The 14936-nt window shown below is 66.7% G+C and carries 13 protein-coding genes; all 13 read left to right on the top strand.

Annotated features, from left to right (window positions below):
* The first annotated feature begins 1 nt into the window (after position 1).
* Complete coding sequence (locus BM357_RS04320) at positions 2-1756, top strand: histidine kinase (RefSeq protein ID WP_074950010.1); 1755 nt, start codon at positions 2-4, stop codon at positions 1754-1756.
* Entirely contained in the window at positions 1753-2598 is an 846-nt protein-coding gene (locus BM357_RS04315; RefSeq protein WP_074950008.1) for a LytR/AlgR family response regulator transcription factor, read from the top strand. The genes BM357_RS04320 and BM357_RS04315 overlap by 4 nt, the downstream gene beginning before the upstream one ends.
* Before the next feature lie 207 nt (positions 2599-2805).
* Positions 2806-3033, top strand: a complete 228-nt coding sequence (locus BM357_RS20175) for a hypothetical protein (RefSeq protein WP_245783830.1) — start codon at positions 2806-2808, stop codon at positions 3031-3033.
* Positions 2981-4933: an acetate--CoA ligase gene (gene acs, locus BM357_RS04310; protein ID WP_074950006.1), complete on the top strand. Its 1953-nt coding sequence runs from the start codon at positions 2981-2983 to the stop codon at positions 4931-4933. The genes BM357_RS20175 and acs overlap by 53 nt, the downstream gene beginning before the upstream one ends.
* 58 nt (positions 4934-4991) lie before the next feature.
* A complete protein-coding gene (locus tag BM357_RS04305; RefSeq protein WP_074950004.1) occupies positions 4992-5576 on the top strand; it encodes an acetate uptake transporter in 585 nt (194 codons plus the stop codon).
* A 156-nt stretch (positions 5577-5732) separates the two neighbouring features.
* Positions 5733-6590, top strand: coding sequence for a BglG family transcription antiterminator (locus BM357_RS04300; RefSeq protein WP_074950002.1), 858 nt, complete (start codon positions 5733-5735; stop codon positions 6588-6590).
* A 188-nt stretch (positions 6591-6778) separates the two neighbouring features.
* Positions 6779-8239, top strand: coding sequence for an N-acetylglucosamine-specific PTS transporter subunit IIBC (nagE, locus tag BM357_RS04295; RefSeq protein ID WP_074950000.1), 1461 nt, complete (start codon positions 6779-6781; stop codon positions 8237-8239).
* 72 nt (positions 8240-8311) lie between these two features.
* Positions 8312-9226, top strand: coding sequence for a DUF7916 family protein (locus BM357_RS04290; RefSeq protein WP_074949998.1), 915 nt, complete (start codon positions 8312-8314; stop codon positions 9224-9226).
* A 111-nt stretch (positions 9227-9337) separates the two neighbouring features.
* Entirely contained in the window at positions 9338-9604 is a 267-nt protein-coding gene (locus BM357_RS04285; protein WP_074949996.1) for an HPr family phosphocarrier protein, read from the top strand.
* On the top strand, positions 9604-11310 hold the full coding sequence (gene ptsP, locus BM357_RS04280) for a phosphoenolpyruvate--protein phosphotransferase (protein ID WP_074949994.1): 1707 nt from the start codon (positions 9604-9606) through the stop codon (positions 11308-11310). The genes BM357_RS04285 and ptsP overlap by 1 nt, the downstream gene beginning before the upstream one ends.
* Positions 11311-11328: 18 nt before the next feature.
* Complete coding sequence (locus BM357_RS04275) at positions 11329-11859, top strand: PTS sugar transporter subunit IIA (RefSeq protein ID WP_074949992.1); 531 nt, start codon at positions 11329-11331, stop codon at positions 11857-11859.
* Positions 11856-13046, top strand: coding sequence for an N-acetylglucosamine-6-phosphate deacetylase (gene nagA, locus BM357_RS04270; RefSeq protein WP_083430169.1), 1191 nt, complete (start codon positions 11856-11858; stop codon positions 13044-13046). The genes BM357_RS04275 and nagA overlap by 4 nt, the downstream gene beginning before the upstream one ends.
* 808 nt (positions 13047-13854) lie before the next feature.
* Entirely contained in the window at positions 13855-14784 is a 930-nt protein-coding gene (locus BM357_RS04265; RefSeq protein ID WP_074949990.1) for a PhzF family phenazine biosynthesis protein, read from the top strand.
* Positions 14785-14936 lie beyond the last annotated feature (152 nt).

Here is a 14936-nt window from a genome sequence, read left to right as displayed (position 1 = left end):
GATGGGCGCACTGACCTTCGTAATCCTGCAGCGCAGCGCTCTCTTGCTCGTGGCGGTGTTTGCTTTAACCCGCATTCGCGTCTTCCGGCATCTGCTGGATCCCGCCGATGGCATTCGCCTGCGCTGGTTGGACGCCCTGGTGTTCGCGGTGTTCGCGGCGGCGGGATCGGAATTGGGGCTGGATGTCTCACTGTCCGGACAGGTGTCGCACGTTTGGCACTGGCGGCCCGCAGCAGACGCCCTGCGCATCGGCCCGGACGTGGTGGCCATTGTGATTGCAGGCTTGCTTGGCGGTCCAGCCGTCGGTTTGTTGGCCGGGGTGCTCACCGGAGGATGGCTGTTGGTCATGGGTGGCGCCGATCCGTGGGCTGGGGTCTTGACGCAGATATTGGCCGGCGGGCTGGCGGGGCTCACGGCCCATTTCTTCGCGGACGAACGGGTGCTGGCACCGCACAAAGCGGTATTCGTCGGGCTCTTCGCTCCCGTCCTGTACACCGGGATGCTGCTCGTGTTTACACCGCCCGGTCAGGTGGAGCAGGGGATCGCGGTGGTAAACCAGATTGGTCCGCCGTTGGTGATCGCTGACAGTTTGGCCGTGGGGGTGTTCAGCGCCATCGTGCACGTGGCGCGAGCTGAGGAAGAACAGGCCACAGCTCGTGAGATGCAGCGTGCCCTGACCCTGGTCGAGCGGGCCTTATCGCATCTGCGCTGGCAATTGGATGAGCCGTCAGCGCAAAAGCTGGCCGAGCTGTTGATGCGCGAACTTCGCACGGCGGCCGTAACGGTGTGTGACCGGCAGCGGTTGTTGGCACATGTCGGAAAAGGGGCAGATCACCATCGCCCGGGCGACCCGGTGCCCGAACCGGCCCTTCGGATGCTGCTTCAGTCTGGGGAACTTCGGACGGTCGCCGACCGAGTGTCGTTAGGCTGTTCGAGACCTGATTGTCCTCTTCGCGGGGCGGTGGTGGTTCCGCTGCACCAATCGGGTGAGATCGCGGGCGGTGTCATCCTATATGTCAGCCGGGCGCGCGGCATTCGCTCCGCCGACATCGAACTGGCCAGGGGCTTGGGGAAGCTCATCTCTCGTGAGCTGGACGTGGCCGCGGCGGAGATGCTGCGGCGCACGATACAGGACATGCGCCTGCGAAACCTGCAGGCCCAGGTGCATCCGCACTTTCTCTTCAATACGCTCAACCTGATCTCGGGGTTGGTGCGGATCGATCCGGATCGGGCCCGCCGCCTGATTGTCCGCCTGGGGCAATTCTTGCGCGCAAGCCTGCGAGCTTCGGAGCAACGGTTGGTGCCGCTGGCGGAGGAGCTGGAGATGGCGTTTGCCTACACCGACATTGTCAAGGCGCGGTTCGACGACCGGATTGTGTTTGATTGGCGGATAGACGAAAACCTGCCGTCCGTGCTCATCCCTCCGGGCACGCTGCAGCCGTTGGTCGAGAACAGCGTGAAACACGGGTTGTCCGTCCGGCCCGAGGGGGGACGGATTCAGGTGCAGATCCGGCACGCAGGGACGGGCGTGCAGGTGGAGGTTCGGGATGATGGGCCGGGATTTCCGCCTGATGTGCTGTACTCTGCCGGCTGCACCGATGGAGAGATCCCGGGGGGCGTGGGGCTGTCCATCGTGCGCCAACGGCTGGTGGCGCTGCTGGGCGCAGAGTCCACCCTGCGGCTGGCCAACGGCCCGCACGGGGGTGCCGTCGTCTGGTTCCATTTACCCGCAAGGGCGAAGGAGGGAGTTGGTTGAGCATACGTGTGTTGATCGCGGAGGATGAATGGGTGGCTCGGGAAGAACTGGCTTATCTCATTTCCCGGAACCATGATTTTGAACTCTGCCGACCGGCGCGCAACGGGCCGGAAGCGTACGAACGCTGGCGAAGCGAGCGCCCGGATGTGGTGTTCCTCGATATCCACATGCCCGTGTGCTCGGGCATGGAGGTGGCGCGTCGGATAGCGGCCGAGCGGCCTGTCGGAGGATTGCCGCTGATTGTGTTCACCACCGCCTATGACGAGCACGCCGTCGAGGCGTTTTCCGTGGAGGCCATTGATTACGTGATGAAGCCGTACGATCCCGTTCGTGTGCAAGCGACACTGAATCGGGTCCGGCATCATTGGACACTGGCTCGGAGCGGCGGTGACCCCGCGGACAAAGCGGCATCGGCCGGCGTTCCCATCCTGCAGAGTCCTGCAGCCGGAAATGCCGGGACGAGCGTATCCTTGGCCGACGGACCGGGCCGCCCTGCGGGGCAGATCCGGCTGCTGTTGCACCACGGTGGCGGCATGGTCTTCATCGATCCGACCCGTATCTGTTACGCCACCCGCGTGGCGCGATGGGTCGAGGTGCACACGGATGACGGGCCGGTCTGCGTTCGCACCACCCTGAATGAACTGGGAGAACGGTTGGCGGGATTGCCATTCTTCCGCACGCACAAGAGCTGTCTCGTCAACCTGAGCCGGGTGCGTGAGGTCCGGCCCTGGGTGCACGGTGCCTACACGGTCGTGATGGACGATGCGCAACGTTCGGAGGTTCCGGTTAGCCGCAATGCGGCGAAGGCATTGCTACGAAGGCTGCGACATCTTGCGCGCTGAAACCGACATGTTGCGCCAAGCCCCTGTCGTTACGGGCAGGGTCGTTTGTATCATGGAGATGGGCAAGGTTCCGAAAGTTCTGCGTTCGATGGGGGCGGAACGCCAGTGCAACATCGGCGACAGCATGTTCCGGCCAGAGCTCGAGAAAGCGCTTGCATTTCCCGTCGGAACCCGCCTTTACGGCGGTCGGCGAATCGGAGGCGTTGGGTGCCCGCAGGATTGGCAGTCCTGTACCTGGCCGTGGTCGCAGCGGCCGCCTCGGGCGTCTTCACGCCGGGCGCTGTGGCGGCCGCTTGGCTCGGCATCCTGTCGGTGTTTCCGCTGGGTGTGCTGGCTGCCGCCTGGTGCGGACGCGGAGGGGACCTGGAAGGAGGAGACAATTTTGAGCGAAACGCAGCGTCTCGACACCCTGTTGAGGGAGAGCCGCCGGTTTGAGCCGCCGCCACAGTTCCGGACGACCGCCAATTACGCCGATCCAGAGATCTATGAGAGGGCGGCAGCCGACCCGGAGGGGTACTGGGCTCAGGAGGCCTGTCATCTGGACTGGTTTGAACCGTTTCACACGGTGCTGGAGTGGGAACCTCCGCATGCCAAGTGGTTCTTGGGTGGCAAGCTCAACGCCGCGTACAACGCAGTCGATCGGCACCGGCAAGGAGCGCGAAAAAACAAGGTGGCGTTTATCTGGGAGGGCGAACCGGGTGACACTCGCGTATACACGTACGACCAGCTCGGACGCGAGGTCGACCGGGCGGCGCACGTGCTGGCCAAACTCGGTGTGAAACGGGGAGACCGGGTCACCATCTACCTGCCGATGATCCCGGAACTGCCCGTCGCGATGCTGGCGTGCGCGAAGATTGGCGCCATCCATTCCGTGGTGTTTGGTGGTTTTTCGGCCAACGCCCTGCGTGAGCGCATCCTCGACGCGAACTCACGGCTCTTGATCACAGCGGACGGAGGATGGCGGCGGGGCAACGTCGTCCCGCTCAAGCAGAACGCGGACGCCGCCGTGGAGGGCACGCTCGTCGAGCGGGTCCTGGTGGTGCACCGGGTCGGTGAGGCAAGCGGTGCGGCCTGGGTGCCGGGAAGAGATGTTTCGTGGGAGGACGAGATGGCGGCGGCGCCGTCCGCCCCATATCCGGCGGTGCCGATGGACGCCGAAGACGTCCTGTTCCTCCTGTACACATCGGGGACGACTGGGAAGCCCAAGGGAATCGTGCACACCACCGGGGGTTATCTGACCGGGTGCAATACCTCGATGCGTACCGTTTTCGACATCAAGGATGACGACGTGTATTTCTGCACCGCCGATATCGGATGGGTGACCGGGCACACGTATGTGGTGTACGGCCCCCTGTCGGCTGGGGCGACCGTGGTCATGTATGAGGGGGCACCGGACTATCCAGACCGCGATCGATTCTGGACGCTGGTGGACAAGTATCAAGTGACCATCTTTTACTCCGCGCCCACGTTGATCCGGTCGTTCATGAAATGGGGCACATCGTATGTCCAGAAGCACGATCTGTCCTCGCTGCGCCTGCTCGGTACGGTGGGCGAACCCATCAACCCTGAGGCCTGGATGTGGTTCCACGAGCACGTTGGCCATGGCCGCTGCCCGATTGTGGACACGTGGTGGCAGACCGAGACCGGGTGCGCGATGATTGCGCCGCTGCCGGGCCTGGTCGCGACCAAGCCGGGGTCGGCCACCCGCCCGGTGCCGGGGATTGTGGCGGACGTGGTGGACGAGGAAGGTCGGCCAGTGCCTGCCGGTCAGGGCGGCTACCTGGTCATCCGGAAGCCGTGGCCTTCCATGCTGAGGACCATCTGGGGGGATGACGAACGGTTCCGCAATACGTATTTCGGTAAGTTCCCGGGCGTCTATCTCCCGGGGGACGGAGCCCATGTGGACGAGGACGGGTACTTCTGGATACTCGGCCGCATCGACGACGTGATCAACGTGTCCGGCCATCGGATCGGCACCATGGAGGTGGAAAGTGCTCTGGTCTCCCACCCGGCCGTAGCGGAGGCGGCGGTCATCGGCCGCCACCATGACATCAAAGGCCAGGCGGTCACCGCGTTCGTCACCGTGAAAGAGGGTGTGACGCCGGATCAGTCGCTGGCGGACGAGCTGAAGCAGCACGTGGTCGAGCAGATTGGGGCACTGGCACGGCCGGAGGAGATCTTGTTCACCGCGGAGCTGCCGAAGACCCGCAGCGCGAAGATCATGCGTCGGTTGCTGCGTGACATTGCGGAAGGCAGGGTTTTGGGCGATACCACCACGCTCGCGGATCCGGGGGTGATACAGGAGCTGAAGGAGAAGTACGCACACCGCGAGTGACGGTCGGGCTGGCAAAGGGGTCACGGGTTCAATCCATGACACGATAGGGGGATTCCGCATGTCTGATTCCGTAAAAATCGGTGATCCGGGACCGCTGGGCCTCGCCGGATTCGGCATCACCACGTGCATCCTGAGTCTGATCAACGCGGGGGTCGCCTCGGGTGACGGGATGCCCGTCGTGCTCGGGCTCGCATTGGCGTACGGCGGCGGCGCCCAACTGCTGGCCGGGATGTGGGAGTTTCGAAAAGGAAACACGTTTGGGGGCACGGCGTTCAGTTCGTACGGCGCGTTCTGGATTGCGTTCTATTTCATCGTCCACGCGGCACCGAAGGCAGGCGTCGGACTGTTCCTGTTTTTCTTCGGCGTCCTGACGTTCTACCTGTGGATTGGCAGCTTCTATTTGAACCGAGCCCTGTTTTTCGTTTTTCTCACGTTAACCATCACCTTCTTCCTGTTGGCGCTGCACGAATTCGGCGTCATTGGATCTTCCGCGCCCGGTGGTTGGGTGGGTGAATTGTGCGGTTTGCTGGCCCTGTACACGTCTGCGGCGGGTGTCATCAACAGCGTTGCGGGGCACGAGGTGCTGCCCGTCGGCAGACCGATGGTGCAACCGGTTTCGAAAAGTTCCTCCGTTTCGGCGTAATGGCCGGGCAGAGTACCGTCCGGCTTTCCAGAATCCCCGGAGTCCAGGCAGGCGTGGTTCGCCTGCCTGGCGCCCCGACCGCGACGCGGCGTTGACAGGCCCTGCCGGGTCCGCGTACCATTCCGCTGGAACCACCACGCCTTGGGGGGGAGCGCGTTGGCAGGTTACGTGGTGAAGCGGGCGCTCAACAACAACGTCGTCATCGTCAAGCCGGACGGGGGCGAGGGCGAGGAGATCTGGGTCGGCCGCGGCGTTGGGTTCGGCGTCCGGCCGGGGCTCCCCCTGGCGCAGGACGATCCGCGCGTCGAACAGCGGTACGCGCTCGTTCACGAGGAGCATCGCTCCCGCTTTCGCCAACTGTTCACCGTCGTCGCCCCCGAGGTCATGGGGGTGGCGGAGGAGATCATCGCGCGGGCTGAGCGCTCCTTCGGCCATCCCCTGCACGAGCACATCCACGTCGCCCTGCCGGATCACATTGGCTTCGCGTTGGAGCGGCTGCGGGGAGGGCTGGAGATTGACAACCCGTTCGTGGACGAGCTGCGCGCCTTGTACCCCAAGCACTGGGAGGTCGCGGCGGAAGGCGCTGCGCTGATTGCCGACCGTTTCGGCGTCCCCATTCCGGAGTCGGAGGTGGGGTTTCTGACCCTGCACCTGCACGCGGCTTCCCAGGCCGGCGGGTTGTCGGCGTCCGTCCGCGTCGCCGACGGCGTGAAGACGGCGGTGGACCGCCTCGAGGCGTGTCTCGGGCGGAAGCTGGAGCGCGGCAGCATCGACTACCAACGCCTCGTCACCCACCTGCGCTTCGCCATCCAGCGCGGCCTGAAGCGGATGGCTACGGAGAATCCTCTGGCCGACGCCATCCGCGAGCGGCTGCCGGAGAGTTACCGGATGGCGGTCGAGGTGGCGCAGGCGGTCGAGCAGCGGCTGCAGATGGAATTCCCCAAAGACGAGGTGGCGTATCTCGCGCTGCACATCGAGCGCATCTGCGCCGCGCGGCAGGATCGGCCCGGTTGATTCCGGGTGTGCCCCGTGCTATCATGCGCATGTAAGCGTGTTACTGTCGATTGAGGGACAGGCATGAGCTGACCAGGCTCGTCCTGTCCCTTTTTCGCTTTGCCCGGCAAAGGGCGGGCGAGGACGGGTAAGCGTTTACGGATTCATCACGCTCGACATTCTAGAAGTATCACAAAGGAGGGGTTTGAATGCTGGGGCAACTGCAACGCATCGGCAAGGCGTTGATGCTGCCGGTGGCGGTTCTGCCCGCGGCGGCCCTGTTGCTGCGTTTCGGGCAGCCGGATCTGCTCAACATCCCGTTCATTGCGCAGGCGGGCAACGCCATCTTCGCCAACCTGGCGGTCATCTTCGCCATCGGTGTGGCCATCGGCCTCGCCAAGGGCAACCACGGCGCGGCGGGCCTCGCCGGATTCATCGGGTACGAGGTGTTGACGCAGGGCGCACAGGCCATCAACAAGGACATCAACATGGGCGTGCTCGGCGGCATCATCGCCGGGATTTTGGCCGGGTGGCTGTACAACCGGTTCCATCAGACGAGGCTGCCGGACTGGCTCGGCTTCTTCGGCGGACGGCGGTTCGTGCCCATCGTCACGGCCGGTGCCGCCGTCGTGCTCGCGGCCGTCTTCGGCTACGTGTGGCCGTATGTCCAGGACGGGCTGGACGCGTTCGGCCATACGCTGACGACCATGGGGGCGTTTGGCGCGGCCATCTACGGATTCCTCAACCGTCTTCTCATCCCGTTTGGTCTTCATCACGTGCTCAACGCCTACATCTGGTTTGTGTACGGCACGTTCCACGGCAAGACGGGCGATCTCAACCGCTTCTTCGCGGGCGATCCGACGGCGGGCGGCTACATGGCCGGCTTCTATCCCATCTTCATGTTCGGCCTGCCGGCGGCCTGCCTGGCGATGATCCTGGCCGCCAAGAAAGAGCGGCGGGCGGCCGTCGCGGGTGTCTTGCTGAGCGCCGCCTTCGCGTCGTTCCTGACGGGGATCACGGAGCCGATTGAGTTTTCGTTCATGTTCCTGGCTCCCGCACTCTACGCGCTGCACGCCGTGCTGACGGGGGTGAGCATGGGGGTCGCGTACGCGCTCGGCATCAAGCACGGATTCGGGTTCTCGGCCGGCGCCATCGACTACTTCCTCAACATGCACCTGGCGACCCACGGCTGGTGGTTGCTGCCGCTGGGCCTGGTGTTTGGCGTGGTGTACTTCGTCCTCTTCTACGTGTGCATCCGGGCCTTCAATATCAAGACGCCGGGACGTGAGGACGAGGGCGACGCGCAGGCCGGAGGATTTGCCCTGTTTGACGAAAACCAACTCCGTCCGGCCGCAGCGGAAGCGGCGGCTGCCAGCGGCGCCGCGGTGGCTGCGCGTGCGGCCGGTCCCGGGGGAACGGCCGATGCGACGCTGGCGGACAAGGCGGCCGCCTACGTGGTGGCGCTCGGCGGCCCCGACAACATCCGAGAACTGGAGGGGTGCGTCACCCGGCTGCGGTTGACGGTGGTCAGCGCGGATCGGCTGGATGAACCGGCACTCCGGAGGCTCGGCGCCTCGGGCGTGATGAAGCTCGACCCGCAGCACGTGCAGGTGGTCGTCGGGACCATCGCCGACATGCTGGCGGAGGAAATTCAAAAGCGCTTGCGGTAAACTTCTCGGCGAGGCAGCGGAGACGGGGCCCTGCGGGGCTCCGCCGCGCCTCGCGCGCTTTGGGGGATGGCGATGAAACGCATCTTGGATTGTCAGGCCAGTGACTTCGCGGCCATGCGCGGCCGGGCTCTGAAACAGGCCATCCGCGCCGGCGAGGGCCGGACGCTTCTCGCCGAAGTGATCCTCAGCTGGCCCCCGTTGCTCGGGGATGTCTCGAACGCGGAGTTGGCGCGGGCCTTCGGGGCGGATCTGATTCTGCTGAACTTCTTCGATATGGACCATCCGCGGGCGGAAGGTCTTCCGGAGCCGGCGGGAGACGGCGTCGTGGCGGCGTTGCGCCGGCTGACCGGACGGCCGGTCGGTGTGAATTTGGAACCGGTCGATCCCGCTGCCGACATGGCGGAAGACCGGGTGGACATCCCGCCCGGGCGCAGGCTCACGGCGCACACCGCCGCGCGCCTGTGCGATCTCGGATTCGACTTCGTCTGCCTCACCGGCAACCCGAAGACGGGGGTGAGCCACCCGGAGATTGCCCGGGGCATCAGGATGGTGCGGGAGGTGTGCGGCGAAGACGTGCTGGTCATCGCCGGGAAGATGCACGCGGCGGGGACCAAGGAGCCGTTTGATGAAGACACACTGCTGGACCTGGGGACCCGGTTCGTCGAGTCCGGGGCGGATGTGGTCCTGTTCCCGGCGCCGGGGACGGTCCCGGGGGTCACCCGGGAGATGCTGCGGCCCGCCATCGCCGAGGTCCACCGCCGCGGGGGCCTGGTGATGCTGGCGGTGGGCACGTCGCAGGAGGGCTCCGACGAGGCGACGGTGCGCCAGTTGGCATTGGAGAGCAAGATGGCGGGGGCCGACATCTTCCACCTGGGGGACGCCGGGTATCCGGGCGTGACGCTGCCGGAGAACCTGCTCGCTGCCTCCATTGCCTTGCGCGGCCGGCGCCACGCGTACCGGCGCATGGCGGCCTCCGTGCTGCGCTGAGGCGTCACAGCACCCTTCACCAGAACCGCGGGCGGATGGACGTCCGCATGACTTGTGCCGTGAGGCGGGAGACTGCCTGCCACAGGTCCGAGAGAAAGGAGAGAATCACCCATGGTAGAACAGACCGTGACCCTGAACAACCGCAGCGGCTTGCACGCGCGGCCTGCGACACTGCTCGTGCGGGAGGCGGGCAAACACCCGTGCAATGTCTGGATCCGCAAGGGAGACAAAGAGGTGGACGCGAAGAGCATCCTCGGCGTCATGTCGCTGGCTGTGGGCCGCGGCGAGACCATTACTGTGCGGGCCGATGGCAGCGGAGAGGAGGCCGCCTTGAAGGCGCTGGTGGAGCTGATTGAGAGCGGTCTGGGTGAAGCATGATGACCGCCCGGATACTCCACGGCATCGGGGTATCCCCGGGGCTGGCTGTGGGCGCGGCCGTCTGGCTGCGGCGAGCCACCGCGGAGGTCCCGGTGCGTACCTTGGCAGAGAACGAGGTGGCCGGCGAGCAGGCGCGCCTCCGGGACGCAGTGGCGACGGCGCGGGCGGAGATCTCGGCGCTGCGCGAGCGCGTGGCGAAGGACGTGGGCGAGGCGGAGGCCCAGGTGTTCGACGCGCACCTGGCGTTCTTGGACGATCCCGCTTATACCGGCGAGATGGAGCGCAAAATCGCGGCCGAGCGGGTGAACGCCGAGGCGGCCTGCCGTGACGTGACCGAGGCGATGCGGACGATGCTGGCGAGCCTGCCGGACGAGTACCTGGCGGCGCGGGCGGACGACATCCTCGATGTCGGCGGGCGGCTCGTGCGGCTGCTGCAGGGGACGGCCGGGCTGGACCTGGCGCACCTGCCGGGACCGGCGGTGCTGGTGGCAGACGAACTGTTGCCCTCCGATCTGTCCGGTCTCCCGGCCCAGGTGGTCGGCTTCGCGGCGGCTCGCGGCAGCAGGACGGCGCACACCGCCATCCTCGCGCGCACGATGCGCCTGCCGGCGGTGTACGGATTGGGCGAGTCCATCGAGGCCATCGCGGACGGGCGGACATTGGTGGTGGACGGAGACGCCGGGCTCGTCACGGTGGACCCCAGTGCGGAGGAGGTGGAGCGGGTCCAGCGGGATCGACAGGCTCAGGCGGAGCTGCGCGCGCGGGCGGAGGCGAGGGCGCACGAGGCGGCCGTGACGCGGGACGGTCGGCGCATCGAGGTGTTCGCCAACGTCGGCAAGCCGGAGGACGCCGCGGCCGCGGTGGCGGCGGGAGCGGACGGCGTGGGCCTGTTCCGGACGGAGTTTCTTTATTTGGAGAACGACCACTGGCCGACGGAAGAGGAGCAATATGACGCCTACCGGCAGGTGCTGGAGGCGTTCGGGGACAAGCCGGTGATCATCCGCACGCTCGACATCGGCGGCGACAAACAATTGCCGTACGCGAAGCTGCCGGCGGAGGAAAACCCGTTTTTGGGCCTTCGCGCCATCCGCTGGTGCCTGGCGGAGCCGGAGGTGTTCCGCACGCAGCTGCGGGCGCTGTTGCGGGCGAGCCGGCACGGGAATCTGTGGATCATGTTCCCGATGGTGGAGAGCGTGACGGAGCTTCGCGAGGCGAAGGCGTGGGTGGCCCGCTGCCGTGAGGAACTGGTGCAGGAAGGCGTCGAGGTCCGGGCGGATATCCCGCTCGGCGTGATGGTGGAGACGCCGGCGGCGGCGCTGACGGCGGACGTCCTGGCGCGCGAGGCCGACTTTTTCAGCATCGGCACCAACGATCTGACGCAGTACACCCTGGCGGCCGACCGCGGGAACGCGGACGTGGCGCATCTGTACGATCCGCTCCACCCCGCCATCCTTCGCCTCATCCGCATGACCTGTGACGCGGCCGCCAAGGCGGGCATCCAGGTCGGGATGTGCGGCGAGATGGCGGGCGACGCGGCGTTGACGGAGCTGCTGATTGGGCTCGGGCTGCAGGAGTTGTCGATGTCGTCGGCGTTCGTACCGATGGTCAAGGAGCAAGTCCGCGGCGTGGATACGGCGGCGGCACGGGTGAAGGCGGACGCGGCCGCGGGGGCGGAGAGCCCCGATGCGGCGCGGACGGTGCTGTGACAAGAGGAGGATGAGGCGATGTTTTGGAACCGGCGAAAGACGCGCGTTGTGGAGCAGGAGAGCGCGCCGGTGTGGGTGGAGGTGTTGGCGCCTTTCTCCGGCCGCGCCCTGACCTTGGCGGACGTGCCGGACCCGGTGTTCGCGCAGAAGATGGTGGGGGACGGCGCCGCGGTGGATCCCGCGTCCGACACGCTCGTCGCTCCGGTGTCGGGGACGCTGACCAACCTGTTCCCCACGGGCCACGCGGCGGGCATCACGACGGATGAAGGTTTGGAGATCCTGATTCACATCGGCATGGACACGGTGGAGCTGAAGGGCGAGGGGTTCACGCCGGTCGCCCGGCAGGGGGACCGCGTGACCGCGGGGCAGCCGATCATCCGCATGGATCTGGAACGCCTGCGCAGCGTGGCCAAATCGCTGGTGACGCCGGTGGTGTTGACGAATCCGGCGCGAGTCGCGGCCCTGGAACCGGTGGCCAGCGGAGACGTGGTGGCCGGCCGGGACGTGCTCTTCCGCGTGCAGGTGCGCCGGGAGGCGGACGAGCGGTGAGCGGCCGGTGGGAGGCGTCCGGGGTGCTGTGGCTGCACGGCGGGCGCGTGGTGCGGCCGAGCGGCGTGATCGAAGCCGGTTGGGTGAAGGTGGAAGGCGGCCGGGTGCGCGAGGTGGGCGATGGGCCGCTGCCGGCGGACGCCGCCGGGGCGGAGGTGGTGGACCTTCGCGGCGGTTGGCTGGTGCCGGGGTTCGTGGATCTGCACGTGCACGGCGGCGACGGCGCGGACGTGATGGATGGCCGCGCCCGGTCCATCCACACCATCGCCCGCTTTCACGCGAGCCACGGCACGACGGGCTGGCTGCCGACGACGCTGACGGCGCCGTACGAGCGCCTCGAGGCGGCGCTGCGGGCGGTGGCGGAGGCGATAGCGGCGGACGAGCCGGGGGCACAGGTGCTCGGCGTGCACGTGGAGGGGCCGTATCTGTCGCGCGATCGCGTCGGCGCCCAAAACCCGGACTTCGTCCGACCGCCGGATCCGGCGGAGTACGAGCGGCTGCTCGACGTGGTGCCGGGCCTGGTGAAGAAGATGACGTTGGCGCCGGAGCTGCCGGGGGCTGAGCGGTTGATGGCGTGCCTGCGGGATCGCGGGGCCATCCCGTCGCTCGGCCACACGGACGCGACGTTTGACGAGATGGCGCGTGCGCTCGCGGGCGGGCACTGCCACGGGACGCACCTGTTCAACGGCATGCGCGGGCTACACCACCGCGATCCGGGCGCGGCGGGGGCGCTCTTGATGAGCGAGGACGCGGTGTGTGAACTCATCGCCGACGGGGTGCACGTGCACGACGTGGCCATGCGGATGGCGGTGCGGCTGCTGGGGCCGGACAGGGTGTGCCTGATCACGGACGCGATGGCGGCGGCGGGCCGCCCGGACGGCCAGTACCATCTCGGTGGCCTCTCGGTCACGGTGGAAGACGGCGTGGCCTATCTGACGCACGGGCACAACCTGGCCGGCAGCACGCTGACGATGGACCGGGCGTTCGCGAACGCGATGGCGCGCATCGGCGTCACGCCGCCGGAGGCGGTGCGGATGGCGAGCACGACGCCGGCGCGCGAACTGGGCCTCTCGGGCCGAAAGGGCGACATCGCGCCGGGGTGTGACGCGGACTTGGTGTGGCTCGATGAGGCGCTGGCGGTGCAGGCGACCTGGGTCGGCGGCAGGCGGGTGTTCGCGCGCGGGTGAGCGGTGACGGGGGCGGTGCGGTTGTGGCGGTGGCTGTGGCTGTGGGAGGCCGTGGCGGTGCGGGGGCCGGGGGGCCCCTGTGGGGCGTCATCCGTGTGACGCGCAGCCGTGCGGACTGTTCCATGGCCCTGTAGGGCCGGGCATAGCCGTGGCGAGAGGGAATAAATGCAGTTTTTGCGTTATTGTCGGGTCCACAGGAAGTGTTTATAGCAATCTCATGCTTATTCATCTTCGATCCGGTCTGTATCATCAAAAATGATACCTTAATCGCCTGGCCGCCATCCCGTCGGCGGACTGATGGCGGACTGATAAAGACATACCGCCATCTTATTGATGCCTGGATGCCGAGCGTAGATGAAAATCTGCCGCTATCGTTTCTCCGACTGGTCGAATGAGTGCAATTTTCGCATTTAAGACGCCTGGCCCACGGCCGTCGCAGGGCCCGCTCCCGCCCTGCTCCCGTTCTCTCACAGCCTGCCCGCCCAGCCGTTCCTCACCCAGGTCTCCCTCATCTCTTCCGCATAGATTCTCTCCCATCCCTCATGGCCAAGTCTTGGATGATGTAGTACGATCACGCTGATCCCCCGGTGAGGTGCCAGCCACGGATGAGCAGCTCTTGGGCGAGCTGGTCCCGTACGCCACGTGGTTGAAGCGCGCAGACACCATGGAAGAGAAACGGGAAGCGGTCCACGACATGGAACCGCATGGGCTGCTGCAACGCCAACCCGGGCCGTGATGTGAAATCGAGCCGTGTACAAAACGCGTGTACAAGACACCGGGAGACGTCCATCCCATAGGAGAGATGAAGATGCCAGAGTTGTCCGTATTCCATGTCGATGCCTTCACCGACCGGCCCTTCGGCGGCAATCCGGCGGGGGTGGTGCCGGACGCCCGGGGACTGGCCGATGCCCAGATGCAGGCCATCGCGCGGGAGCTCAACCTGTCGGAGACGGCGTTTCTCGTGCCCGGAGAGGGCGAGGCCGACTTTTCGATCCGTTACTTCACGCCGGCCGCGGAAGTCGCGTTTTGCGGGCACGCCACGTTGGGTGCGGCCTGGCTGCTGGCGACGGAATACGGATGGGCGGAGCGGGCCGGCCAAGTGGTGTTTCGTACGCCGGCCGGGATCGTGCCCGTCCGGTGGGAGAAGGGCGCGGACGGCCGGGTGAAAGCGGCGTTCATGGAGCAGGTCCGGCCCAAGGTCAGGCCGACGCAGACGGATGTCCGCGCCATGGCTCGCCTCCTCGGCCTCCGGGACGAGGACATGGATCCTCGCTATCCCCTTCGGCTCGCCTACACCGGCAACTGGGACCTGCTTGTGCCCGTGCGTACCCGGGCCGCGGTGGACCGGGCCCGCCCCGATTTTCCGGCACTGGCGGAGGCCAACCGGCGCGAAGGGGTCATTTCCACGCACCTGTTTACATTCGACGCGGACGATCCCGCAGGCCATCCCGCGGACAAGCCCGCCTGGGACCTGTACACGCGCGACTTCTCGCCGGCGGTGGGCGTGGCGGAGGATCCGGTGACCGGATCGGCCAGCGGTGCCTTGGGCGGGTATCTCGTGTTGGAAGGGGTGCTCGATCCGGCACGACCCCATGAGCTCGTGATGGCCCAGGGGGACGCGGTGGGGAGGCCGGGACGCGTGATCGTGCGCATCCAACCGGGCACCGACGGCCCTCGCGTCGAGGTGGGCGGCGGCGCCGTGGTGACGGTGGCCGGCCGGCTGAGGCTCCCGGACTGAGGCGCCCCGTTGGCGAATCGTTGTCGAATCCGTACCACCAACAGAATTGGGAATCGTGTAATATGTAAGATAGAGAGAGCGGTCCGCCAGGCGGTGGCCTGTGGCCGCAGGTGGGGAGAGTCGTTCACGCACCCGGTTACCTCATGCGCAAA

Origin of the sequence: Paenalicyclobacillus macrosporangiidus, from assembly GCF_900116805.1 — a bacterium.
Taxonomy (GTDB): Bacteria; Bacillota; Bacilli; order Alicyclobacillales; family Alicyclobacillaceae; genus Alicyclobacillus_H; species Alicyclobacillus_H macrosporangiidus.
Note: the sequence above shows the minus strand (reverse complement) of the source record. Positions and strands in the feature narration are given on the sequence as shown.